Raw genomic sequence first — 22066 nt, 5'->3', positions numbered from 1 at the left:
CGCCTCAGGTCGCGGTGGCGCGCGGCACCGGCAGCCTGCGCAGCAGTTCGCCGATCACGTCCTCCCCGCGCACGCGGCGCACCCACATCTCCGGGCGCAGCGTGATGCGATGGGCCATCGCGGGGATCGCCAGCACCTTCACGTCCTCGGGGATGACGTAGTCACGGCCGAGCAGCAGCGCCCTGGCCCGCGCCATCTGCACCAGATCCAGCTCCGCGCGCGGGCTCGCGCCGACCTCAACCTGCGGATGCCCGCGGGTCGCGCTCGCCAGCGCCACCACATAGCCGACCACGTCGGGATGCACCGTGACGTACTCGACGGCCTGGCGCATCTCCAGCAGCGTGTGCGCGTCGACGACCCGGTTCACCTCGGGCTGCACGGAGCCGCGTTCGAGCCTGCGCCGGATCATCTGCGTCTCGTCGTGCTCGGACAGATATCCCAGCCGCAGCAGGACGGCGAATCGGTCGAGCTGGGCTTCGGGCAGCGGGTAGGTGCCCTCGTACTCGATCGGGTTGTCGGTGGCCAGCACGATGAAAGGCTGTGGCAGCGGGAAGGTTTCGCCGTCCATGCTGACCTGTCCCTCGGCCATCGCCTCCAGCAGCGCGGCCTGGGTCTTGGGCGGGGTGCGGTTGATCTCGTCGGCCAGCAGCACATTGGTGAACACCGGGCCGCGGCGGAAGTTGAACCGGCCGGAGTTCATGTCGTAGATGGTGGAGCCGAGCAGGTCGGCGGGCAGCAGGTCGGGGGTGAACTGCACGCGGGTGAACTCCAGGCCCAGCGCCGCGGCGAAGGACCGGGCGATCAGCGTCTTGCCGAGCCCGGGCAGATCCTCGATGAGGATGTGGCCGCCGGAGAGCACGGCGATCATGATCAGCCGCAACTCCTCCTGCTTGCCGACGACGACGCGGGACAGCTCCCGCAGGACCGCGTCGGCGCGCTGGACGGTCGCCTCCAATGGCATGGTCATGCTCAACTCGTCTCACATTCTCTGCAGGCGGCCGAGGATCTCGTCCAGCGCCGCCCTGCCCGGTGCGGGTGTGCTCTGATCACGAACTTCGGAATCGGCCGGATCGACCCAGCGCCACAGGTCCGGCCCGAACAGGTGCAGTCCCGCCGTCTCCATCGCCCGCCGGTTCTTCGCCACCCGGGTACCCGCCGACAGCTCGAATTCCTTGGCCAGCAGCGGACGCAGGTGGCGGTCCCAGTCGGCGCGGGTGCCGTCCGCGCGGGCGGCCAGCATCTCCGCCCTGGCCTGCCAGCGCCGCAGCATCTCGGCGGGACCGTTGTCGATCTCCTCGGATCGGTCGTCCGCCGGGGCCGCCCGGTGCTCGCGCAGCGAGGCGACCAGCAGCACCAGCGCGAGGGCGACCGGCAGCGCGGCCAGCGGCAGCAAGGCCTCCCGCCACCGGGCGAAGGCGACGACCTCCGCCAGCAGCGCCACGAGGACGGCCGTCACCACCACGGCATTGCGGCTCATCCACCCTCCCCGCGCATTCCCGCGCTCGCCAGGCTCGCGCCCTGCAGATCCGCCAGCACCACGCGCAGCAACTGCTCGGCGCGCATGCGCTGCCATTCGAGCATCGCGTGCGGGCTGAACCTGGCCTCCTCGAACAGCGCGACCAGCTCCCTGGCGGAGGCGTCGTGCAGTTTGCCGCTCGCGAACGCCCTGGCCAGCACTTCCATCGGAGTATCGGAGGCTTTCGGCGCGGCCGTGCGGTCGGAGGCCAGGCCGCGTTCCATCGCGACATAGCAGGCGATGATGGCGGTGCGCGGTTCCTGGCCGGGCGCGTTCATCGCCGCCAGCCCCATCTCGGCGGCCCTGGCCAGGTTGTCCTGCTCGGCCGGCGCCATCGGTCGTTCGGCGGGCGCGCTCGGCGCCGGCCTGCGGCGGGCGGTGACGCCGACGACCACCAGGCCGACGCAGGCCACGGCGACCAGCACCACGGCCGCCACGATGGCCAGCCGCAGTTCGGCACCGGTGAGCTGGGTGGTCGTGCCCGGCCCGAGGGTGGGCGTGCCGGTGGGCCGACCTCCCGAGGGCGCGTCCCCGCCGGGGGGAGCCGCCGGAGCGCCGCCGCCGATCCGCACGAATAACAGCGCCGAGACGGCCGCCGGAATCAGGGCGAGCCCCGCGAGCACGGCCAGCAGGATCAACCCGTTGCGGCCCCACCGGAGGTTCAGCGGCTCGGTCTCGTGCTCGGGCTCGGGCATGCTCAACGGCAAGCGGTGCCGGCTGGCGACCACGCCCGCGACCAGCACCACGATGGAGACGGTCAGCAACACCGGCATCACCGCGACGGTCAGCGGCGAGGGGCCGGACCCGGAGGTCGTCTCGGCGGCCGGTGCGCCGGGGATGTGCCCGCGCAGGGCGAGGGCGGCGAGCGCGACCAGCGCGACCGCCCCGATCACGCGGTATATCGGCGCATGCGCCCGCACCACGACCATTCGCCACCACATCCGTAACCACCCGAAACAGCCACATCCTGACATGCCGGGCGGTGCCGCCGGGGCCGAATCGCAGACTTCGTACCCGCTGGTAGCGCGGGTTTCGCCGCAGGTAGGCGGTACTCCGGTGATCACCCGGCGGGAGCCTCGCCGTGATGTGAGATCTCATAGAGCCGGCTCACCGCGCGACCCAGATCGGACACCCCCGCGACCCGTGCGACACCGGCTGTGAGTTCCTCGACCGGAGCGTCGGCATACACGGTGAGCATCCGGTCGGCGTCGTAGAGCACGTCGACCAGGTTGATCCAGCGCATCACCTGATCCAGCGCCACGGTGCGCAGTCGCGGGACCCCGCGGACCACCCAGCGCTCGAAGCGCGCGGCCAGCGCGACGTAGTCGGCGGCGCTCAGTTCCGCGCCGCAGAGCGAGTCGAAATCGGCTGTCAGAGTGCCCGCGTCGGCGGCGCGCGCCGTCAACGCCCGTGACCCGACTCGGACCACCGTCACGCCCGTGGCAGGCGGCGGCGAGCCGACCAGGAACTCGCCGCGGGAGAAACCGGTCGCCGAGTCCGCGACATCGGCTCTATGAGCTTGCCGGTGGGCCCGACTGCCTGCCACCGCCTCGGTGCGCAGGCGCCGATAGTCCCGCGGTCCCGTTACCGCGACAACCGTCATGCGCTCGGTGATGCGGGCGATGGCCGGCAGGAACCGGTCGTGGAACAGCGGATTGGGGAGCAGACCGGCGGGCGGGTAGTTCGAGGTGACCACCAGCGGGACGCGCCGGGCGAACAGGGCGTCGAGCAGCCGGGCGGCGAGCATCGCGTCGCCGATGTCGTGGACGTGGAACTCGTCGAAGCAGATCAGCTCGGCGTCGCCGATCAGCCGGCCGATCGCCTCGCCGGTCGTGCTCGTCGTCGCGGCGGCGGTGTGCAGATGCGCGAAGAACTCGTGGAAATGCCAGCGGCGCTTGCGGTTCGTGCGTGCGGCGGCGAAGAACCGGTCCATCAGCATCGTCTTGCCCCGGCCCGGCGGGCCGTGCAGGTAGACCCCGCCGCTCCCCCGCCGTGGTCTGCCATGTCTGTCGAGCACCATGGCCAGGCGCCGGTCCGCGGCGCGCTGGCTCGCGTCGAGCTCGAGACCGCCCACGACCTGCCGCCCCCGCGGAGCCGCACCGCCCGTCGCGCTTCGGTCGGGCCGCCGCTTCCTGTCCGTTCGCGATCCCATGCGGACTCTCCTTCCACTACATCTGTAGAGCCCTCTACAGTTGTAGGGGATCGGATGGAGCGAGACCAGCGCAGGTGACCATGTCCACAGCAGACCGACGCACGAGAATCGCGGACGCGGCCGTCACGACGATCGCGGGGAAAGGGCTGCGCGCACTCACCCACCGCGCGCTCGACACGGCACTCGATCTGCCTCCCGGGTCGGTGTCCTACTACTTCCGCACAAGGGACGCGCTGCTCACCGCCGTGGCCGAACGGATCACGCAGCGTTCCCGCACGGACTTCGAGACCGCGGCGCTGCGCCTGGGCGGGACGACGACCACCCGCACGTCCGCCGAAGACGCGCTCCCTGCGGCCGAGCGCCGCACCGACCGCTCCCCCGGCGGCCCGGCCGCCCCGCCCTCGACCGCCCTCGTGGCGCGCGGCATCGGAGAGTGGCTGGATCGGCTGCTCGCGTATCGGCGTGACGACCTGCTCGCCAGGCATGCGCTGATCCTCGACGGACAGGCCGACCCGGCGGTGCGGGATCGGCTCGCGAGCAGCTTGTTCTCCGTCGATCGCGCACGAGAACTGTTCTCGTCCTGGGGAATCGAAGACAATCGCGCCGCCGAGGATTTCGTCGCCGTGCTCGAGGGGGCGGTATTCGACCGGTTCGCGGGCCGCCGCCGCGCACTGCGGCCCGGCTCGGCCGACAGCGTCGATCAGCTCACCACACTGGTCGAGAACTACCTCCGCGGTGTCCGGGGCGGTGCCGCCACCGGAGCGCCCGGCCACCGTGCTCGGTGACCCCGTGCCCGTCGTCGCGGCGCGCCCCGAGGGCAGGCCGTGAGTGGCAGGCGATCACGCTGTCGCCCAGCCGAGTTCGGAGTAGATCTCACCGGAGAGCAAGCCGTGAATCCCCGCCGCCGGATAGGCGATGATGTCACCGGGCAGGGCGTCGAGCGGGAACCAGCGCAGCTCGTAGCACTTCTCCGGCTCGCGGTTCTCCGGTTCGCCCGCCCAGCGCCGCGCCTGGAAGAACAGCCCCACTCGATCGGGCCTGCCGATATCGACCACGTGTGCGGTGTGCACCAATCGCAGCTCGGCCGGGTCGATGCGCACGCCGACCTCCTCGACGGCCTCCCGCGCCGCCCCGGCTCTCGCCGACTCGCCCTCCTCCAGCTTCCCGGCGGGCAGGTGCCAGAGACCGTCGAACTCGTCACCACTGCGCCGCCTGCTCAGCAGCACCGTGCCCGCGCGCAGCAGCAGGACGTGCACGTCGACGAAATGCCGGACGCTCATGCGGGACTCCTCGCGACGACGGACTGCGGCCGCCACGGTACGCGAACCGCCACGGTGAGCGGCTCGCGCCGGTTCAGTTCGCGCTGAGGACCAGGCCCGAGGTGGGGACGCCGGTCCCCGCGGTGACCAGGATGTTCTGCAGGGAATCGACCTGGTTGACCGAGGTGCCGCGGATCTGGCGGACCGCTTCGGTGATGCCGTTCATGCCGTGGATGTATGCCTCGCCGAGCTGGCCGCCGTGGGTGTTCAGCGGCAGGCGACCGCCGATTTCGATGGCGCCGTCGGCGATGAAGTCCCTGGCCTCGCCGCGGGCGCAGAAGCCGAGTTCCTCGAGCTGCATCAGGACGAAGGGGGTGAAGTGGTCGTAGAGGATGGCGGCCTGCATGTCCTGCGGGCCGAGACCGCTCTGCGCCCAGAGCTGTTCGCCGACCAGGCCCATCTCCGGCAGGCCGGTGAGGGCGTCGCGGTAGTAGCTGGTCATCACGTACTGGTCGGCTCCGCTGCCCTGGGCCGCGCCCGCGATGACGGCGGGCCGCTGGGGCAGGTCGCGGGCCCGTTCGACGCTGGTGACGACGATCGCCACGCCCCCGTCGGATTCCTGGCAGCAGTCCAGCAGGTGCAGCGGCTCGGCGATCCAGCGGGAATTCTGGTGGTCGTCGAGGGTGATCGGCTTGCCGTAGAAGAACGCGTCGGGGTTGACGGCGGCGTGTTTGCGATCGGCCACGGCGACGCGGCCGAAGTCTGCGCTGGTGGCGCCGTAGACGTGCATGTAGCGGCGGGCCACCATGGCCACCTGGGCGGCGGGGGTGCCCAGGCCGTGCGGGTAGGACCAGCCCGCGTCGATGCCCGAGGAGGTGGGTGCGGTCGCCAGGGCGGTGGAGAACTGGCCGAAGCGGGAGACCGAGCGCTCGTTGAAGGCGCGATACGCGACGACCACATCGGCCACGCCGGTGGCCACGGCCATCGCCGCCTGCTGCACGGTCGCGCAGGCCGCGCCGCCGCCGTAGCCGATGTGGCTGAAGAACTTCAGCTGCGGGATGCCGGTGGCGCGGGCGACGGCGGCCTGGGTGTTGTTGTCCATCGTGAACGTGGTCAGGCCGTCCACGTCGGCGGGCGTCAGACCGGCGTCGGCGAGCGCGGCGGTGACGGCCTCGGCGGCCAGGCGCAGTTCGCTGCGGCCGGATTCCTTGGAGAAGTCGGTCGCGCCGATGCCGACGATGGCGGCGCGGCGGCTCAGCGGAGCCTGCCCGGACGTCGCTTGCTCAGACATCGCCACCTCCGGCGGGTCGGTTGTTGAACGTGATGACCGCGGTGGCGGTGATGTGGTCGCCGAGACTGTCGCGGCCGGTGACCGCGATGGTCAGATCGGAACCGGAGATTTCGGTGACGGTGCCGGTCAGGGTCAGGGTGTCGCCCGCGTAGAGCGGAACGCCGAGCCGCAGCGCGATGGATTTCACGATCGCGCGCGGGCCGGCCCAGTCGGTGACGAAGCGTTGCACCAGGCCGGTGTCGGTGAGGATGTTGACGAAGATGTCCTTGGACCCGCGCGCGACCGCCTTGTCGCGGTCGTGGTGCACGTCCTGGAAATCGCGGGTCGCCAGCGCGGTGCTGATCACGAAGGTGGGATCGGCGTGGATGACGAGCTCGGGCAGCGTCGTGCCCACCTCCACATTCGCCGGGGACAGCGGCGACACCGGTGTCGCGGTCATGAGCTCACCTTCCAGTAGGGCAGCGTCGCGTCGTCGTCGAGTTGGTCGAAGCCGACCTCGACCGGCAGCCCGACCTCGACATCGGCGGGATCGATATCGCGCAGTTCGCCGAGCATCCGCACGCCTTCGTCGAGTTCGACCAGCGCGACGACGAAGGGCAGCTGTCGTCCCGGCACCTTCGGCGCGTGGTGCACCACATAGCTGAAGACGGTGCCGCGACCGCTCGCGAGGACGTAATCGGTCTGCTCGGACTTGTCCTTCCACAGCGCCGGGATCGGCGGGTGGCGCAGTGATCCGTCGGGCAGCTTCTGGATGCGCAGCTCGCCGAGTTTCGTTCCTTCCCAGAAGAACTCGGTGTCATGCGAGACCAGCGGCCTGACCCGGTCACCGGCGGGCGCGTCCTTCTTCGCCGCCGTCTCCGGCGCGAATTTCAGCATGCGGAAGAGCATTTCGGTGACCAGCTCGTCGCCGACGTACCAGCAGGTGCGGTAGGTGACGAACCAGCCCTCGCCCAGGCCGGTGCGCTTGGGCCCGGTGCAGGAATCCAGCTTGCTGGTCACGGTGACCTGCTCGCCCGGCACCAGGTAGCGGTGATAGATCTGCTCGCAGTTGGTGCCGACGACGGAGGTGTAGCCGGCAGCGTCGAGCAGGTCGTTGGTGGCGGTCATCGGATCATCCGGCGGGCGAACGCCGTTGAGTCCCAGCATGGTCCAGACCTGCGCCATCGCGGGCGGGGCCACGATGCCGGGATGACCGGCGGCGCGGGCGGCCGCGTCGTCGACGTAGATCGGGTTGGTGTCGCCGATCGCCTCCACCCAGTTGTTGATCATGGGCTGGTTGACCGGATCGCGCGCCAGGCGGGGCGCGGACTCCCCCGCCGCGACGATCTTCGCGGCGGCGGCGGCGATGGATTCCGGGGCTTGCGGGGATGCGGTTTCCGGCACGCGCGCGGCTCCTTCTTGTCTGATGCTCGGGTGGGCTGCTCCGGCGGTCTCGCGCCGGGCGGTGCGCTCAGCGCGGCACGCGCGGCAGGTTCAGCCCGGCGGTGGCGACCAGTTCGCGCATGACCTCGTTGACGCCGCCGCCGAAGGTGACCACCAGATTCTGCTTGGTGCGCCGGTCCAGCCAGCCCAGCAGGTCGGCGGTCGCGGGATCGGCCGGGTCGCCGAAACGGCCGACCACTTCCTCGGCCAGCCTGCCCGCCTCCTGCAGCGACTCGGTGGAGAACACCTTGGTCGCCGAGGCGTCGGCGATGATCTGCGCCTGATCGGCGTCGGCGCGTTCGGAGGTGCCCGCGACCTGCCAGTTCAGCAGCTCGTTGCGCCGCACCATCGAGTGCACCCGGCCCAGCGCGCGGCGCACGTCCGGCTCGGCGAGCGCGCCCTGGCTACGGGCCCACTCGCGCATCCGGTCGTAGAGCTGCTCGATCTTGCCGGACGGCCCGAGCCCGACCCGCTCGTGATTGAGCTGGGTGGTGATCAGCCGCCAGCCCCGGTTCTCCTCGCCGACGAGCATGTTCGCCGGCACGCGCACATTGTCGAAGTAGGTGGCGTTGGTGTGGTGGGCGCCGTCGCAGGTGATGATCGGCGTCCAGGAATAGCCGGGATCGGAGGTGTCCACGATCAGGATGGTGATCCCGCGATGGCGCGACTCCACGCTGCCGGTCCGGCAGGCCAGCCAGACGTAGTCGGCCTCGTGCGCACCGGTGGTGAAGATCTTCTGGCCGTTGACGATCCAGTCGCCGTTCGCGTCGCGGACCGCGCTGGTGCGCAGTGCGGCGAGGTCGGTGCCCGCCTCCGGCTCGGAGTAGCCGATCGCGAAGTGGATGTCGCCGGTGAGGATGCCGGGCAGGAACTTCTGCTTCTGCTCCTCGGTGCCGTAGGTCTGCAGGGTCGGGCCGACGGTCAGCAGCGTCACCAGCGGCAGCGGCACATCGGCGCGCACCGCCTCGTTGTAGAAGATCTGCTGTTCGACCGGGCCGAAGCCCTGCCCGCCGTACTCCTTGGGCCAGCCGACGCCGAGCCAGCCGTCGCGGCCCATCCGGCGCACCACCGCCCGGTAGGCGTCGCCGTGGCGGTTGACCGCCATCTCGGCTTCCTCCTCGGGCGTCACCAGATTCGCGAAGTAGGAACGCAATTCGTCGCGCAGCGCACGCTGCTCGGCGGTCAGATCGATGAACATCTTGCTCCTAGACGGTCCAGGCGCAGCGACTCACCGCCGAGCCAGCGGACGAGATCCTTGGCCTGTGAGTAGTAGCGGTGCATCGGATGGGTGATGTCGACACCGAGCCCGCCGTGCAGGTGGTGACACTTCTGCATGGCGGCGGGCAGCTCGGCGGTCACGGTATAGGCCAGCACGTCGAGGTCGTCGTCGACACGCGCGCGCTGATCGTCTCCGGTTTCGTCCTCGTCGGCCCGGGTGAGCTGCGCCAGCGCCCAGTTCGCCGAGGCGGCGACCGCGTGCAAGGTGCGCGAGACCACGTAGAGGTCGGCGACCTGCTGGGCGACCGCCTGGAACTCGGCCAGCGGCCGGTTGAACTGGCGGCGGGTGCGCAGGTGCTCGGCGGTGAGCCGCAGCGCGCCCTCGAGCAGTCCGTCCGCCGCCGAGCCGATCGCCGCGACCGCATACCGGTGCAGGTCGGCGAGGTCGGCGGCGAGCAGCCGTTCGGCCGGGACCTCGACATTGTGCAGCCGCACGGTGGATTCCGGCAGGCCGCCGGAGGCCGGGGACGCGGTGCGGGTCAGGCCGGGGGCGTCGCCGTCGATCAGCGCGATGCCCGCGTCGGTGGGGATCAGCAGCCAGCGCGCCTCGTCGGCATAGGGGACGGCGATCTTGTGGCCGCTCACCCGAACCACCTCGCCGTCGGCCACCGCGGTGGTCTTCGGCGAGGTGGTGCACGGATCGCCCGGCTCGCTGAGCGCCGCGGTGAGGATCGCGCCGCGGGCGATCTCCGGGTAGACGACCTCGGCCACCGCGTCCGGCAGCAGCGGCAGCAACGGCAGCAGGCCGAAACCGAGTGTGGGCAGCGCGGGCACGGCGACCGCGTCGGTGGCGAGTTCGGTGAGCAGCACCGAGATCTCCGGCAGGCCCATGCCGTCGCCGCCGAAGCGTTCCGGTAACGCGAGGCCGAGCAGACCGGTCTCGACGAGGCTCGGCCACAGCCCGAAGTCGCGCGCCTGCTCGCGTTCGAGCAGGCCGACGACGACTTCGGCCACGGCGTCCTGGCCCTCGTCCCTGGTGAAATCCACGGTTGTCTCCCAGTTGGCTTGTGCGGCTAGCCCGCCGCGTCGCGGGGCAGCCCGAGAATGCGCTCGGCGGCGACGGTGAGCAGGATCTGCTCGGTGCCGCCCGCGATGGACAGGCAGCGGGTGAGCAGGAATTCGGTGACCTCGGCGGTCTCCTGCGCGCCCAGCGGCCCGGAGCTCTCCACCGCGAACTCCGCCACCGCCTGCCGATGGCGCACGCCGACCAGCTTGCGCACGCTGCTCTGCGCGCCCGCGTCACCGCCGGCGAGCACGGTGAGCGCCGCGCGCTGCTCGAGCAGCAGGCCGCCGATGGCCTCGGCGACGAAGCCGCCGAGCCGATCGGCGATCAGCTCGGAGCCGGGTCCGGTGCTCGGCAGCTTGGCGATCAGCTCCTCGAGCGCACGGCCGATGCCGTTGCCGCCCATGGCGATCCGCTCGGCCGACAGCGTCGAGCGGGCGATCTTCCAGCCGTTGTTCAGCGCCCCGACCACGCAGTCGTCGGGGACGAAGACGTCGTCGAGGAAGACCTCGCTGAAGCGCGCCTCGCCGGTGATCTGCACCAGCGGGCGCACTTCGAGCCCCGCGCTGCGCATATCGACCAGGAAGTAGCTGATGCCGCGATGCTTGGGCGCGTCCGGATCGGTGCGGGCCAGGCAGATGCCCCAGTTGGCGCGATCGCCCAGCGAGGTCCACACCTTCTGGCCGCGCAGTTTCCAGCCGCCCTCGACCTTGGTGGCGGTGGTGCGCAGCGCGGCCAGGTCCGAACCGGCCTCGGGCTCACTGAACAACTGACACCAGACGACCTCACCGCGCAGCGTCGGCCAGGCGAACCGGTCGACCTGCTCCTGGCTGCCGTGCTGGAGCAGGGTCGGCACGGCCCAGCCGCCGATCGCGAGATCGGGAGCGCTCAGGCCGGCGCGGCGCAGTTCCTCGGAGATCATCAGCCCGGTCATCGGGTCGGCGGCGCGGCCGTAGGGGCGCGGCCAGTGCGGCATGACGAAGCCCGCGTCGACCATGGCATCGCGCTGCTGCTCGGCGGGCAGCGCGGCGATGGCGGCGACCTCCTCGGCCAGGCCGGTCGCGGCGGCGCCGTCGACCTCGACGCCGTCGGCGGCCAGCACCCGGTCGGCGCCGGTGGTGCGGCGATGCCCGGCGCGGGTGAGTTCGGTGACCCGGGCCCGCCAGCGCGGACCGCCGCCGAGCAGCTGGCGCAGCGCGGTGGCCCGGCGCAGGTAGAAGTGCGCGTCGTGTTCCCAGGTGAAGCCGATGCCGCCGAGCACCTGGATGCAGTCCTTGGCCGTTTCCACGGCCGCGTCCAGGGAGATGGCGGCGGCGATCGAGGCGGCGATGGGCAGTTCCGCGCCACCCTCGTCGACCGCAGCCGCGGCATCGAGGGCGACGGCGCGGATCAGCTCGGTCCGGCACAGCATCCAGGCGCAGATGTGCTTGACGGCCTGGAAGGAGCCGATCTTGCGGCCGAACTGCTCACGCACCTTGGCGTATTCGACGGCGGTGTCCAGGCACCACCCGGCCAGGCCCGCCAGTTCGGCGACGACCAGCACCACCAGCAGATCCTCGACCGGATGCGGGGAGGCGAAGACCCGGTCGTCGGCGACGGGGGTCTGCGCGCAGTGCACGCGGGCCAGCGGGACGCTCGGATCGGCGGGAGTCAGCGGTTCGACGCGCAGGCCGGCGGCGTCCGGGGGCAGCAGGCACCACCGCACACCCTCGGGGGAGCGAACCGGCAGCAACACCGACGTGCCGGGCTCGGCGCCGAGTACCTGGGGCCAGCTACCGGTCAGTGTCACGGCGCCGGTCGCCGGATCGGTCGAGAGTTCTTGCTCGCCGACAAGATCGGCGGCGGTAGGATCGACGGCGACGCCACAGGGCTCGTCCTCGGCGAGCGCGCCCGAGGTGACCAGATTGGCCAGCGCGGTGGTCAGCACCGGTCCGCCGACCAGATCGTGGGCGGCCTGCTCGAGCAGCACCGCGAGGTCGGCCACGGTCGCGCCCGCGCCGCCGGACTCCTCGGGGACCGCGACGTGGAACACGCCGAGATCGGCCAGGGCGGGCCAGTACCCGCGCCAGAACCCGGCGGGCTCGGCGCGCATTGTTGCAATCGGGCGGACCGAACCGGCCCACCCCCGTATCGACTCCTGGACGGCTTTATGCTCGTCAGTGGTGGCGATGGTCACAGTCCATACCGCCCTTCCCGGCGTGACTCCCACACCTAGAACATGTTCTAATATCCATGCCGGGTCAAGTCAAGAGAGGGCCTGGGCCGGCCCGACCACGCCAGCGACGAGGTCGGCCAGGCAGCCGAAACCACCAATGGCGGAAAGGACTCTCACCCCATGGCCAGCCCCTCCCGACCACAGCCCGCCGCTTCACGTCCTGCGACGGTCACCACGTTGAGCGAGGACGAGCTGAGTTCGGCTGCGCAGCGGGAGCGCCGCAAGCGCATCCTCGACGCGACCCTGGCGCTGGCCTCCAAGGGCGGCTACGACGCGGTGCAGATGCGCGCCGTCGCCGAGCGCGCCGACGTGGCCGTGGGCACCCTGTACCGCTACTTCCCCTCCAAAGTGCACCTGCTGGTTTCGGCGCTGGCGCGCGAATTCGAGCAGTTCGAGGGCAAACGCAAGCCGCTGGCCGGCGCCTCCCCACGCGAGCGCATGCACCTGCTACTCACCCAGATCACCCGGATGATGCAGCGCGACCCACTCCTCACCGAGGCGATGACCAGGGCGTTCATGTTCGCCGACGCGTCCGCCGCGGCCGAGGTCGATCGGGTCGGCAAGGTGATGGACCGGGTGTTCGCCCGCGCCATGAACGACGGCGAGCCCGACGAACGGCAGCTGGCGATCGCCCGCGTCATCAGCGACGTGTGGCTGTCCAATCTTGTGGCTTGGCTCACCCGGCGCGCCTCGGCGACCGACGTCAGCGATAGGCTTGAACTGACCGTCGATCTGCTGCTCGGCGATCAGCGGTAGCCCGAACGGAGCGGTTCCACCACGGGGTTACCCGCCGGTTACTTGTGCGTTAACCGGCCGAATCGTTGATCTGGGCTGGGTTCGCGCGCACACCGACCGGCGCGATGTGGTGCGGCAAATTCAACACAGTATTGTTCTGCCCGCCCGTGAAACATCCCCCTCCGATCACTAGGTTGGATGCGTGAGCGCACAGGATCTGCCACAAGAACTTCGCCGTGCACTGTCGACGGTCGCGCGCGAGCCGAGACTGCTGGTCGCCTCGGACTACGACGGAACGCTCGCCCCGATCGTCTCCGATCCGTCCAAGGCGACCCCCCATCGGGAGTCGGTGAGCGCGCTACGCGCCCTCGCCGGTCTGACCGGCACCACCGCCGCCGTCATCTCCGGCCGCGCCCTGCGCGACCTGGCGGCGCTCTCGCGCCTACCCGTCGAGGTCCAGCTGATCGGCAGCCACGGTTCGGAATTCGACATCGGGTTCGTGCACGCCATCGACGCCGACGCCAAGCAACTGCTGCGCGAGGTCTACAACACACTCGGCGAGATCTCCGCCACGCACCCGGGAACCACGATCGAGGTCAAGCCGGCCAGCATCGCCCTGCACGTGCGCAATGCCGACTCACCCGAGATCGCCCACAGCGCACTGGAGGCCGTCCGGCTGGGGCCGGCGCGCTGGGTCGGCATCCAGGTCACCGAGGGCAAGGCCGTCATCGAGCTGGCCGTCGTGCAGACCGACAAGGGCACCGCGCTCGAGACCATCCGCCACCAGCACGGCGCGACCGCCGCGGTGTTCTTCGGCGACGACGTCACCGACGAGAAGGCTTTCCGGGTGCTGTCCGGTCCCGACCTGGGCATCAAGGTCGGCGAGGGCGAGAGCCTGGCCAAGTACCGCGTCGACAGCACCGAAACCGTCTCGCGCGCACTGGCATTCCTGCTCGAGGAGCGGCGCACCTGGCTGGCCGGCGCCAGCGCACCGCGCATCGAGCGGCTGACCATGCTGGCCAGCCCGCGCTCGGTCGCGCTGCTGACCCCCGACGCCACCGTCACCTGGTTCTGCCATCCCGAGCCGGACTCGGCCGCGGTCTTCGCCCACCTGCTCGGCGGACCGCAGGCGGGGCACTTCAGCGTCGCGCCGCAACGGCCCGGCCTGCCGCTCTCGCAGCGCTATGTCGACGGCACCATGACCGTCGAGACCCGTTGGGCCAGTTTGCAGGTCACCGACTACCTGCCGCACGACGTCTCGCCCACCCGCACCGATCTGACCCGCGTGATCACCGGTCACGCCAAGGCCGTGGTCACCTTCTCCCCCCGCCCCGAGTTCGGGCAGGTGCCGGTGAGCATCGAGGCCGTCAACGGCGGCCTGCGGGTGCGCGGTACCAACGATCCGATGGTGCTGCGGTCGCGCGGGGTGCGCTGGACGATCGAGAACGAGGGCGGCTACGACGTCGCGACCGCGGTGGTCGACCCGTCCGAGGGCCCGATCGTGCTGGAACTGCGCTGCGGCACAAACGATCTGGAGCCGTCCAGGACCAGCGAGGCCGAGCGCAGGCGGATCGCCGAGGCGTACTGGCGGGACTGGGCGGGCCGGCTCGAGCTGCCGCCGCTCAAGCCCGACCTGATGAAGCGTTCGGCGCTGACCCTGCGCGGGCTGGTGCACGCGCCGTCCGGGTCCATCCTGGCCGCGGCCACCACCTCGCTGCCCGAGGACATCGGCGGCGTTCGCAACTGGGACTACCGCTACTGCTGGCTGCGTGACGCCGCGCTCACCGCGCAGGCTCTGGTCAGCCTCGGCTCGCTGGCCGAAGCCGATCAGTTCCTGGCCTGGGTGCACCGGGTGCTCGAGACCCTGCCCGGCCCCGAGCGCCTGCACCCGCTCTACACGATCTACGGCGAGACCCTGCCGCCCGAGGCCGTCATCGACCAGCTGCCCGGCTACGCGGGTTCGCGCCCGGTCCGCGTCGGCAACGCGGCCAATATGCAGGTGCAGCTCGACGTGTTCGGCCCCATCGTCGACCTGATCTCGAGCCTGGCGCACGCGCGCGAGAAGAAGGGCATCACCGCCGCGAGCGCGGCCCTGCCCGACGCCGACTGGGAGCTGGTGTGCGCCATGGTCTCGGCCGTCCAGCGGCGCTGGACCGAGCCCGATCACGGTATCTGGGAGATCCGTGGCAACCCGCGGCACCACGTGTACTCGAAGGTGATGGGCTGGCTGACCGTCGACCGCGCGCTCACCCTCGCCAAGCGCTTCGACCGCGAGGCCGATCCGGCCTGGGAGTCGCTGCGCGAGACCATCGCCGACGAGGTGAAGGCCAAGGGCTGGAACGACGAGGTGCAGTCCTACACCGCCGCCTACGACGGCACCGACCTGGACGCGGCGACCCTGCACATCGGTCTCTCCGGGCTGATCGATCCCTCCGACCCGCGGTTCGCCGCGACCGTGGTGGCCACCGAGGCCGAGCTGCGCAGTGGTTCGACCGTCTACCGGTACCACCACGACGACGGCCTGCCCGGCGGCGAGGGCGGGTTCCACCTGTGCGCGGCCTGGCTGGTCGAGGCGTACCTGCTGATCGGCAAGCGCTCCGATGCCGAGGCGCTGTTCGCCCAGCTGGTCGACGTGGCCGGCCCGACCGGTCTGCTCAGCGAGGAGTACGACCCGATCGCCGAACGCTCGCTGGGCAATCACCCGCAGGCCTACAGCCATCTCGGCCTGCTGCGCTGCGCCCAGCTGCTCTCCCAGCCGGTGCAGGCGCTCGTCTGAGCCCACCCCGCTCCGCGTTTGCGGCCCCGCGACCCCTGCTGGTCGCGGGGCCGCCTGCGTTGCGCCCTCCGGTGGTTTCGACCACACGGCGCGGTCATCGATTCGGCCGCGGCCGCCCGGCTGCGCTATCGTTTATGGAAATCGTTTCCGTTTCGAGCTTGCCCGCGAGTGGAGTACCCAGCGTGACGAACAGAATTGCCCGGTTCGCGGGCGCCGCAGGCGGCGCCCTGGCCATCGCCGCCATGACGATCGCGGGCACGACCGCATGCGGCACCGACGAGGCCGACTCCGGCCGGATCAGCGTGGTCACCTCCACGAACGTCTGGGGCGATATCGCCGCCACGGTCGCCGGACCGGATGCCGAGGTCACCGCGCTGATCTCCGATCCCGCCACCGACCCGCATTCCTTCGAGGTCACCGCTGTTCAGGCGGCCCGGATCGCCGATGCCGATCTCATCGTCTACAACGGCGGGCACTACGACGGGTTCATCGACAAGGCCATCGCGGGCAGGAACAAGCCCACCGTCGAGGCCGTCGCCGTCGCCGCCGGGGACGCGGGCGATTCCGCGGCGCACGATTCCGCGGCGAGCGAGGATCACGGCGATCACGGCGGCGAACACGACCACGGCAACGAGCACGTCTGGTACGACACCCACGTCGCGGGCGCGGTCGCCGAGCGGATCGCCGAGTCGCTGGGCGAACTCGATCCCGAGCGCGCGTCCGCCTACACCGAGCGCGCCGCCGCCTTCGTCGCGAGCCTGACCGCCGTCGACGAGATCACCGGCCGGGTCGCCGCCGAGCATCCGGGACAGCCGGTGTTGCAGACCGAGCCGCTGGCCTCCTACCTGCTGCTGGCCGCGGGCGCGCAGGACCGCACGCCGCACGAGTTCCAGGAAGCGATCGAGCAGGGCACCGACCCCGCCCCGGCCGCCGTCGCCGCCGTGCGTGAGCTGCTCGCCGGCCGTCAGGTGCGCGCGCTGGTCTACAACGTGCAGACCGAGGACAAGACCACCAAGGATGTCAGGGCAGCCGCGGAGGCCGCGGGCATCGCCGTCGTCGAGGTGACCGAAACCCTGCCCGAGGGCCTGGATTACATTCAGTGGCAGACTCGCAACGCCGAGGCGCTGGCCGCCGCGTTGTCCCGGTACTGAGCCGTATCCCGGACGGATTCGCGCCCCATGCCGACCCCGCACCAGCCTTCCGTATCTGCCCAGCATCCCGACCCAGCCCAGGGAGCAGCGCTGACCGAGCCGACCGAACCCGTACCCGCCGAGACCGCACGCTCCCGGCGCGATGACGCCGTGCCCGCGATCCGGCTGCGCGGCGCCGGTCTCGGCTTCGGCGAACGCACGCTGTGGGACGGCCTCGATCTCGACATCGCCCCCGGTGAATTCGTCGCCGTGCTCGGCCCGAACGGCAGCGGCAAGACCTCCATGCTCAAAGTGCTGCTGGGCCAGCTGGCACTGAGCGCGGGCACCGCCGAGGTGGTCGGCTCGCCCGCCAGGACGGGCAATGCCGACATCGGCTACATCCCGCAGCAGAAGACCATCGACGCGGGCGTGCAGTTGCGCGGGGTCGATCTGGTCGGGCTCGGGGTGGACGGCCATCGGTGGGGCCTCGGCCTGCGTGGCCGCGGCGAGCGCAAGCGCAGAGTGGCCGAGGCAGTCGCCGCGGTCGGCGCCCAGCACTACGCGCACGCGCCGCTGGAACTGATGTCCGGCGGCGAGCAGCAGCGGCTGCGGGTGGCCCAGGCACTGGTCGGCGATCCGAAGGTGCTGCTGTGCGACGAGCCGCTGCTGAGCCTGGACATGGCCAATCAGCGGCTGGTCGCCCAGCTCATCGACCGGCGCAGGCGCACCCACGACACCGCGGTCGTGTTCGTGACCCACGAGCTCAATCCGATCCTGCCGCTGGTGGACCGGGTGCTGTACCTGGTCAACGGCGCCTTCCGGATCGGCACGCCGGACGAGGTGATGACCTCCGAGGTGCTCTCCGAGCTGTACCGCACCGAGGTCGACGTGCTGCGGGTGCGCGGACGGCTGGTGGTCGTCGGCACCGGCGACACCCTCGACGCGCTCGGCTCGGCGGGCGCCGAGCACTGCCATGCCGAGCAACCCCAGAGCGGAGTCCACGCCTGATGGACAAACTCGCCGATGTGCTCGGCTCGATGTTCGACTTCTCCACCACAGTGAACCTGCTCGGTTACGACTTCGTCCAGCAGGCCCTGCTCGCGGCGGCCCTGCTCGGGCTGCTCGCCGGCGCGATCGGACCGCTGATCATCAGCAGGCAGATGTCGTTCGCGGTGCACGGCACCAGCGAGCTGTCGCTGACCGGCGCGGCCGCGGCGCTGCTGGCCGGCGTCGGCGTCGGGTTCGGCGCCATCGCCGGTTCGGTGGTGGCCGCGGTCCTGTTCGGCGTGCTGGGCACCAGAGCGCGCGAACGTGATTCGGTGATCGCGGTGGTGCTCTCCTTCGGCCTCGGCCTGTCGGTGCTGTTCCTGTGGCTCGGTCCCGAACGCGCCGGATCCAAGTTCTCGCTGCTGACCGGTCAGGTCGTCAGCGTCGGCTACAGCGGCCTGGCCATGCTGATCGCCGGAACGGTGATCGTGCTCGCGGTGCTGGCCACGATCTACCGGCCGCTGCTGTTCGCCAGCTCCGACCCGGAGGTCGCGCTGGCGCGCGGGGTGCCGGTGCGGGCACTGGCGGTGGTCTTCGCGGTGCTGCTCGGCGTCACCGCCGCCTTCGGCGTGCAGATCGTGGGCGCGCTGCTGGTGCTGGCCGTCCTGATCACCCCTGCGGCCGCGGCCGCGCAACTGACCGCCGATCCGGTGCGGGCGACGGTGCTGGCCATCGTCTTCGCCGAACTGGCCGCGGTCGGCGGCATCCTGCTCTCGCTGGCCCCCGGCGTGCCGGTGTCGACCTTCGTCACCACCATCTCGTTCGCGATCTACCTGATCTGCCGCGTGGTCGGGGCCCGCCGTACCAAGGCGAGGCGAGTCCGTCCGGCCGCCGCCTGAACTCACCACCCGGCGAATTGATGGCACTCGCCATCAATAGTTCGGTGACGGTTTCGTATGCTCGTCACAATCGCCCACCGAACGAATGGTTGCCACCGTGATCGACTTCTCGATTCCGTCCGAACTCGCCGCCGAACGCGACCGCGTCCGTCGATTCGTCATCGACAAGATCGTCCCGTTCGAGCGCGACCCGCGCCTGACCGCGCACGGCCCGACCGACGAACTTCGCCAGGAACTCGTGGAACTGGCCCGCGCCGAGAAACTGCTCACCGTGCAGGCTCCCGAAGCCCTGGGCGGGCGCGGCCTGACCCACGTCGAGCAGGCCGTCATCTACGAGGCGGCGGGCTGGTCCACGCTCGGCCCGGTGGCGATGAACTGTGCCGCGCCCGACGAGGGCAACATGTACCTGCTCGGCAAGATCGCGAATCAGGAGCAGATCGACACCTACCTGATGCCGGTGATCAACGGCCACCAGCGTTCGGTGTTCGCCATGACCGAACCCAACGGCGCGGGCTCGGACCCCGGCCAGCTGTCCACCGAGGCGGTGTTCGACGGCGAGAACTTCGTCATCAACGGTCACAAGTGGCTCATCACCGGCGCGAACGGCGCCAAGACCTGGATCATCATGGCGCGCCTGGCCGCCAACCCGCACCTGCCCGAGGGCCCCACGCTGTTCCTCACCGATGGCGACCAGCCCGGCATCGTCATCGAGCGGACCATGAACACCATGGACCGCAACTACGTCCAGGGCCACGGCGTCGTGCGCTTCGACAACCTGACGCTGCCCAAGTCGGCGCTGCTCGGTGAATCGGGCCAGGCGCTGCGCTACGCCCAGCTGCGACTGGCGCCCGCCCGCCTCACGCACTGCATGCGCTGGCTCGGCGCGGCCGAGCGCGTGCAGAGCATCGCCGTCGACCACGCCAAGACCCGCACCGCTTTCGGCAAGACCATCGGCGAGCACCAGGGCGTGTCGTTCATGCTGGCCGACAACGAGATCGCGCTGCACCAGTGCCGCCTGACCATCTGGCACGCCTGCTGGCTGATGGACCAGGGCGAGAAGGCCCGGCACGAGAGTTCGATGGCCAAGTCCTACGTCTCCGAGGAGCTGTTCAAGGTCGCCGACCGCGCCGTGCAGGTGCTCGGCGGCATCGGCATCAGCGACGAGACCGTGGTGGAGATGATCTTCCGCGACATGCGTGCCTTCCGCCTCTACGACGGCCCCACCGAGGTGCACAAGTACGCGATCGGCCGCAAGATTCTGCGCTGAGCGCATTCTGCGCCGGCTTGCCCGGCACGGAAGTCGGCTACCATCCCCCCATGAGCTCGGAACTGCTCGTCGATGTCTCAGCGGGCATCGCCGTCCTCACCCTCAATCGTCCCGCCCAGCAGAACGCCTTCACCCCCACCATGGCGGCGGAACTCGGTGCGGCGCTGGCCAGGTGCGATTCCGAGGACGCGATCCGAGCCGTGGTCATCACCGGCACCCCGCCCGCGTTCTGCGCGGGCGCGGACCTGTCACACCGTGTGGGCGAGGTCAGCGCGACCATCGAGCCCGCGCCGTGGCGGGTCCGCAAGCCGGTGATCGCGGCGGTCAACGGTCACGCGGTCGGCCTCGGCCTGGCACTGGCCCTGCAGTGCGACCTGCGCTATGTGGCCCGCGACGCCGTCTACGGCCTGACCCAGGTGCGCCGCGGCGTGATCGCCGACGGCTACGCGCACTGGACGCTGCCACGGCTGGTGGGTATGGCCAATGCCGCCGACATCATGCTCACCGGCCGCACCTTCGACGGCGAGGAAGCCGTGTCGATGGGTTTGGCCAATGCCTGCCTGGCCGGGGCCGAAGTGCTGCCGACCGCGCTGTCGGTGGCCCACGACCTGGCCAACGGCTCCGCGCCGCTGCCCGTGGCGCTGTCCAAGCGGCTGCTGTGGGAGAGCCTGGGGATGAGTCCGGCGATGGTCGGCAGGCTGGAGACCGACCTCAACGAGCACGTCGGCAAGAGCATCGACGGCGGCGAGGCGATGGCGGCCTTCCGGGAACGCCGTCAGCCCGACTGGAGTGGCCGGGTCAGCGCCGAATGGCCCACCTGGGACGGCAATTCCGAGCACCCGAGACTGGATTGACGCCACGCCCCGGGCGGGAGTTGCTCAGCCGCCCCCGCCGAGCACCATCATGCCGAAGAACACCGCCATGCAGATCATCAGGATCGTGCCGATGACCCCGAGGGTGTAGCCGACCGTGACCTGCACCCGGCCGCCGATCGCGCCGCCGGAGGACTCGATCTGATCGAGCGCCCGCTTACCCAGCGCCCACGCCACCGGACCTAACGCGCCACAGCAGAGGATGCTCGCCGCGCCGAGGAACAACACCGCCGTGGCGTGCGGATGCTCGACCGGCGAACCGAGGGGCTGATTGGGTATCACCACCACCCGAATTCTACGGGGCCCGAGCGCCTTTGCGCGTCTTTTGCCTTCCCGAGCGTCGGCGCCGGGAACCGCGCGGAGAAGGCCTTCCCGGCGCGGCACCGCACCCGGAAGCCCTTGCCTCCCAGTCTCGTTCGATCAGCGCCGACGCTGACGGGCGATCTCGGCGAGCACCACGCCCGCCGCGACCGAGGCGTTGAGCGACTCCACCGGGCCCGCCATCGGAATGCTCAGCACCTCGTCGCAGGTCTCCCGGACCAGGCGCGAGAGGCCCTTGCCCTCCGAACCGACCACGATCACCGTGGGATCGCCGCCGTCCAGATCATCGAGGGTGGTGTCGCCGCCGGCGTCCAGACCGATGATCCGCATCCCCTGATCGGCCCAATCCTTCAGCGTGCGAGTCAGATTCGTCGCGCGCGCGACCGGCAGCCTGGCCGCGGCGCCCGCACTGGTTCGCCAGGCCACCGCGGTGACGCTGGCACTGCGCCGCTGCGGGATGACCACGCCGTGCCCGCCGAAAGCGGCCACCGAGCGGATCACCGCGCCCAGATTGCGCGGGTCGGAGATGTTGTCCAGCGCCACCAGCAGGGCGGGCTCCGCGGAGGTGCGCGCCAGTTCCGCCAGGTCGTCGGGATGGGCGTAGCGGTACGGCGGCACCTGCAGGGCCATGCCCTGGTGCAGGCCGTTGGAGCTCAACCGGTCCAGATCGGTGCGCGGCACCTCCAGAATCGAGATGCCCGCGTCGGCGGCGATCTGCACGCTCTCGCTGAGCCGCTCGTCGTTCTCGGCGCCCACCGCGACGTACAGCGCCGTCGCGGGCACGCCCGCACGCAGGCACTCCACCACCGGATTGCGGCCGAGCACCAATTCGGGACCGTCGTCGTGCTTGCGGCCGGCCGGACGTCCCGGCCCGCCGCGCGAACCCGAACGCGCCGCCGCCTTGGCCGCGGCCGCGGCGCGCTTGGCCGCGGGGTGCTTGGTG

The 22066-nt window shown here is 70.9% G+C and carries 21 protein-coding genes; 8 read left to right on the top strand and 13 right to left on the bottom strand.

All coding sequences use genetic code 11. The annotated features are described in order from the left end of the window. Positions 1 to 4: 4 nt before the first annotated feature. The 4 genes from ON26_RS02020 to zapE form a co-directional block, all read right to left on the bottom strand. A complete protein-coding gene (locus ON26_RS02020) occupies positions 5 to 967 on the bottom strand; it encodes an AAA family ATPase (protein ID WP_040794211.1) in 963 nt (320 codons plus the stop codon). Positions 968 to 979: 12 nt separating this feature from the next. Then, positions 980 to 1477 (bottom strand): hypothetical protein, encoded by a 498-nt coding sequence (locus ON26_RS02015; protein ID WP_040794210.1) that lies wholly within the window; start codon positions 1475 to 1477, stop codon positions 980 to 982. After that, entirely contained in the window at positions 1474 to 2409 is a 936-nt protein-coding gene (locus tag ON26_RS02010; RefSeq protein WP_040794228.1) for a DUF4129 domain-containing protein, read from the bottom strand. Before ON26_RS02010 ends, ON26_RS02015 begins: the two co-directional genes overlap by 4 nt. A gap of 167 nt (positions 2410 to 2576) precedes the next feature. Next, positions 2577 to 3590 (bottom strand): cell division protein ZapE, encoded by a 1014-nt coding sequence (zapE, locus tag ON26_RS02005; protein ID WP_040794209.1) that lies wholly within the window; start codon positions 3588 to 3590, stop codon positions 2577 to 2579. Between the two features lie 158 nt (positions 3591 to 3748). Between zapE and ON26_RS02000 the strand changes: the two genes are divergently transcribed. Continuing rightward, positions 3749 to 4453 (top strand): TetR/AcrR family transcriptional regulator, encoded by a 705-nt coding sequence (locus ON26_RS02000; RefSeq protein WP_040794208.1) that lies wholly within the window; start codon positions 3749 to 3751, stop codon positions 4451 to 4453. Positions 4454 to 4507: 54 nt separating this feature from the next. On the opposite strand, the gene ON26_RS01995 is transcribed toward ON26_RS02000, so the two are convergent. From ON26_RS01995 to ON26_RS01965, 7 genes are all read right to left on the bottom strand, one after another. Beyond that, entirely contained in the window at positions 4508 to 4948 is a 441-nt protein-coding gene (locus ON26_RS01995) for an NUDIX hydrolase (RefSeq protein ID WP_040794207.1), read from the bottom strand. Between the two features lie 73 nt (positions 4949 to 5021). Then, entirely contained in the window at positions 5022 to 6218 is a 1197-nt protein-coding gene (locus ON26_RS01990) for a lipid-transfer protein (RefSeq protein WP_040794227.1), read from the bottom strand. After that, positions 6211 to 6657 (bottom strand): MaoC family dehydratase, encoded by a 447-nt coding sequence (locus tag ON26_RS01985; RefSeq protein WP_051026533.1) that lies wholly within the window; start codon positions 6655 to 6657, stop codon positions 6211 to 6213. The genes ON26_RS01990 and ON26_RS01985 overlap by 8 nt, the downstream gene beginning before the upstream one ends. Beyond that, complete coding sequence (locus ON26_RS01980; RefSeq protein ID WP_040794206.1) at positions 6654 to 7601, bottom strand: bifunctional MaoC family dehydratase N-terminal/OB-fold nucleic acid binding domain-containing protein; 948 nt, start codon at positions 7599 to 7601, stop codon at positions 6654 to 6656. Before ON26_RS01980 ends, ON26_RS01985 begins: the two co-directional genes overlap by 4 nt. Positions 7602 to 7668: 67 nt before the next feature. Continuing rightward, complete coding sequence (locus ON26_RS01975; protein ID WP_040794205.1) at positions 7669 to 8838, bottom strand: acyl-CoA dehydrogenase family protein; 1170 nt, start codon at positions 8836 to 8838, stop codon at positions 7669 to 7671. Beyond that, positions 8823 to 9905 (bottom strand): acyl-CoA dehydrogenase family protein, encoded by a 1083-nt coding sequence (locus ON26_RS01970; RefSeq protein WP_040794204.1) that lies wholly within the window; start codon positions 9903 to 9905, stop codon positions 8823 to 8825. Before ON26_RS01970 ends, ON26_RS01975 begins: the two co-directional genes overlap by 16 nt. Before the next feature lie 26 nt (positions 9906 to 9931). After that, positions 9932 to 12097 carry an acyl-CoA dehydrogenase family protein gene (locus ON26_RS01965; protein WP_040794203.1) on the bottom strand — a complete coding sequence of 722 codons (2166 nt, stop codon included), beginning with the start codon at positions 12095 to 12097 and terminating at the stop codon, positions 9932 to 9934. A gap of 159 nt (positions 12098 to 12256) precedes the next feature. Between ON26_RS01965 and kstR the strand changes: the two genes are divergently transcribed. The 7 genes from kstR to ON26_RS01930 all read left to right on the top strand — a co-directional run bounded on the left by kstR (position 12257) and on the right by ON26_RS01930 (position 20784). After that, a complete protein-coding gene (gene kstR / locus ON26_RS01960; protein ID WP_040794202.1) occupies positions 12257 to 12892 on the top strand; it encodes a cholesterol catabolism transcriptional regulator KstR in 636 nt (211 codons plus the stop codon). Between the two features lie 181 nt (positions 12893 to 13073). Then, a complete protein-coding gene (gene otsB / locus ON26_RS01955) occupies positions 13074 to 15647 on the top strand; it encodes a trehalose-phosphatase (protein WP_040794201.1) in 2574 nt (857 codons plus the stop codon). 182 nt (positions 15648 to 15829) lie between these two features. Further along, on the top strand, positions 15830 to 16798 hold the full coding sequence (locus tag ON26_RS01950) for a metal ABC transporter solute-binding protein, Zn/Mn family (protein WP_040794200.1): 969 nt from the start codon (positions 15830 to 15832) through the stop codon (positions 16796 to 16798). Positions 16799 to 16888: 90 nt separating this feature from the next. Beyond that, on the top strand, positions 16889 to 17785 hold the full coding sequence (locus ON26_RS01945; protein ID WP_373280918.1) for a metal ABC transporter ATP-binding protein: 897 nt from the start codon (positions 16889 to 16891) through the stop codon (positions 17783 to 17785). Next, the gene (locus tag ON26_RS01940; protein ID WP_085998936.1) at positions 17785 to 18663 is read left to right on the top strand and encodes a metal ABC transporter permease; all 879 of its coding nucleotides are present in this window, start codon (positions 17785 to 17787) and stop codon (positions 18661 to 18663) included. The genes ON26_RS01945 and ON26_RS01940 overlap by 1 nt, the downstream gene beginning before the upstream one ends. Positions 18664 to 18760: 97 nt before the next feature. Next, a complete protein-coding gene (locus tag ON26_RS01935) occupies positions 18761 to 19930 on the top strand; it encodes an acyl-CoA dehydrogenase family protein (RefSeq protein WP_040794223.1) in 1170 nt (389 codons plus the stop codon). A 50-nt stretch (positions 19931 to 19980) separates the two neighbouring features. Further along, a complete protein-coding gene (locus ON26_RS01930; RefSeq protein WP_040794199.1) occupies positions 19981 to 20784 on the top strand; it encodes an enoyl-CoA hydratase/isomerase family protein in 804 nt (267 codons plus the stop codon). A gap of 24 nt (positions 20785 to 20808) precedes the next feature. Here ON26_RS01930 and ON26_RS01925 read toward each other — a convergent pair whose 3' ends face one another. Further along, on the bottom strand, positions 20809 to 21087 hold the full coding sequence (locus ON26_RS01925) for a hypothetical protein (protein WP_040794222.1): 279 nt from the start codon (positions 21085 to 21087) through the stop codon (positions 20809 to 20811). A gap of 135 nt (positions 21088 to 21222) precedes the next feature. Next, positions 21223 to 22066: 23S rRNA (guanosine(2251)-2'-O)-methyltransferase RlmB (gene rlmB, locus ON26_RS01920; RefSeq protein ID WP_040794198.1), on the bottom strand; the 844-nt coding region annotated here is incomplete at its 5' end.

The organism is Nocardia higoensis NBRC 100133, assembly GCF_000308595.1.
GTDB classification, from domain to species: Bacteria; Actinomycetota; Actinomycetes; order Mycobacteriales; family Mycobacteriaceae; genus Nocardia; species Nocardia higoensis.
Note: the sequence above shows the minus strand (reverse complement) of the source record. Positions and strands in the feature narration are given on the sequence as shown.

Bases quoted from the DNA above. Each gene is read 5' to 3' on its own strand.
- ON26_RS02020 (WP_040794211.1), bottom strand. From the start codon at position 967: ATGACCATGCCATTGGAGGCGACCGTCCAGCGCGCCGACGCGGTCCTG.
- ON26_RS02015 (WP_040794210.1), bottom strand. From the start codon at position 1,477: ATGAGCCGCAATGCCGTGGTGGTGACGGCCGTCCTCGTGGCGCTGCTG.
- ON26_RS02000 (WP_040794208.1), top strand. From the start codon at position 3,749: ATGTCCACAGCAGACCGACGCACGAGAATCGCGGACGCGGCCGTCACG.
- ON26_RS01995 (WP_040794207.1), bottom strand. From the start codon at position 4,948: ATGAGCGTCCGGCATTTCGTCGACGTGCACGTCCTGCTGCTGCGCGCG.
- ON26_RS01990 (WP_040794227.1), bottom strand. From the start codon at position 6,218: ATGTCTGAGCAAGCGACGTCCGGGCAGGCTCCGCTGAGCCGCCGCGCC.
- ON26_RS01985 (WP_051026533.1), bottom strand. From the start codon at position 6,657: ATGACCGCGACACCGGTGTCGCCGCTGTCCCCGGCGAATGTGGAGGTG.
- ON26_RS01975 (WP_040794205.1), bottom strand. From the start codon at position 8,838: ATGTTCATCGATCTGACCGCCGAGCAGCGTGCGCTGCGCGACGAATTG.
- kstR (WP_040794202.1), top strand. From the start codon at position 12,257: ATGGCCAGCCCCTCCCGACCACAGCCCGCCGCTTCACGTCCTGCGACG.
- ON26_RS01940 (WP_085998936.1), top strand. From the start codon at position 17,785: ATGGACAAACTCGCCGATGTGCTCGGCTCGATGTTCGACTTCTCCACC.
- ON26_RS01930 (WP_040794199.1), top strand. From the start codon at position 19,981: ATGAGCTCGGAACTGCTCGTCGATGTCTCAGCGGGCATCGCCGTCCTC.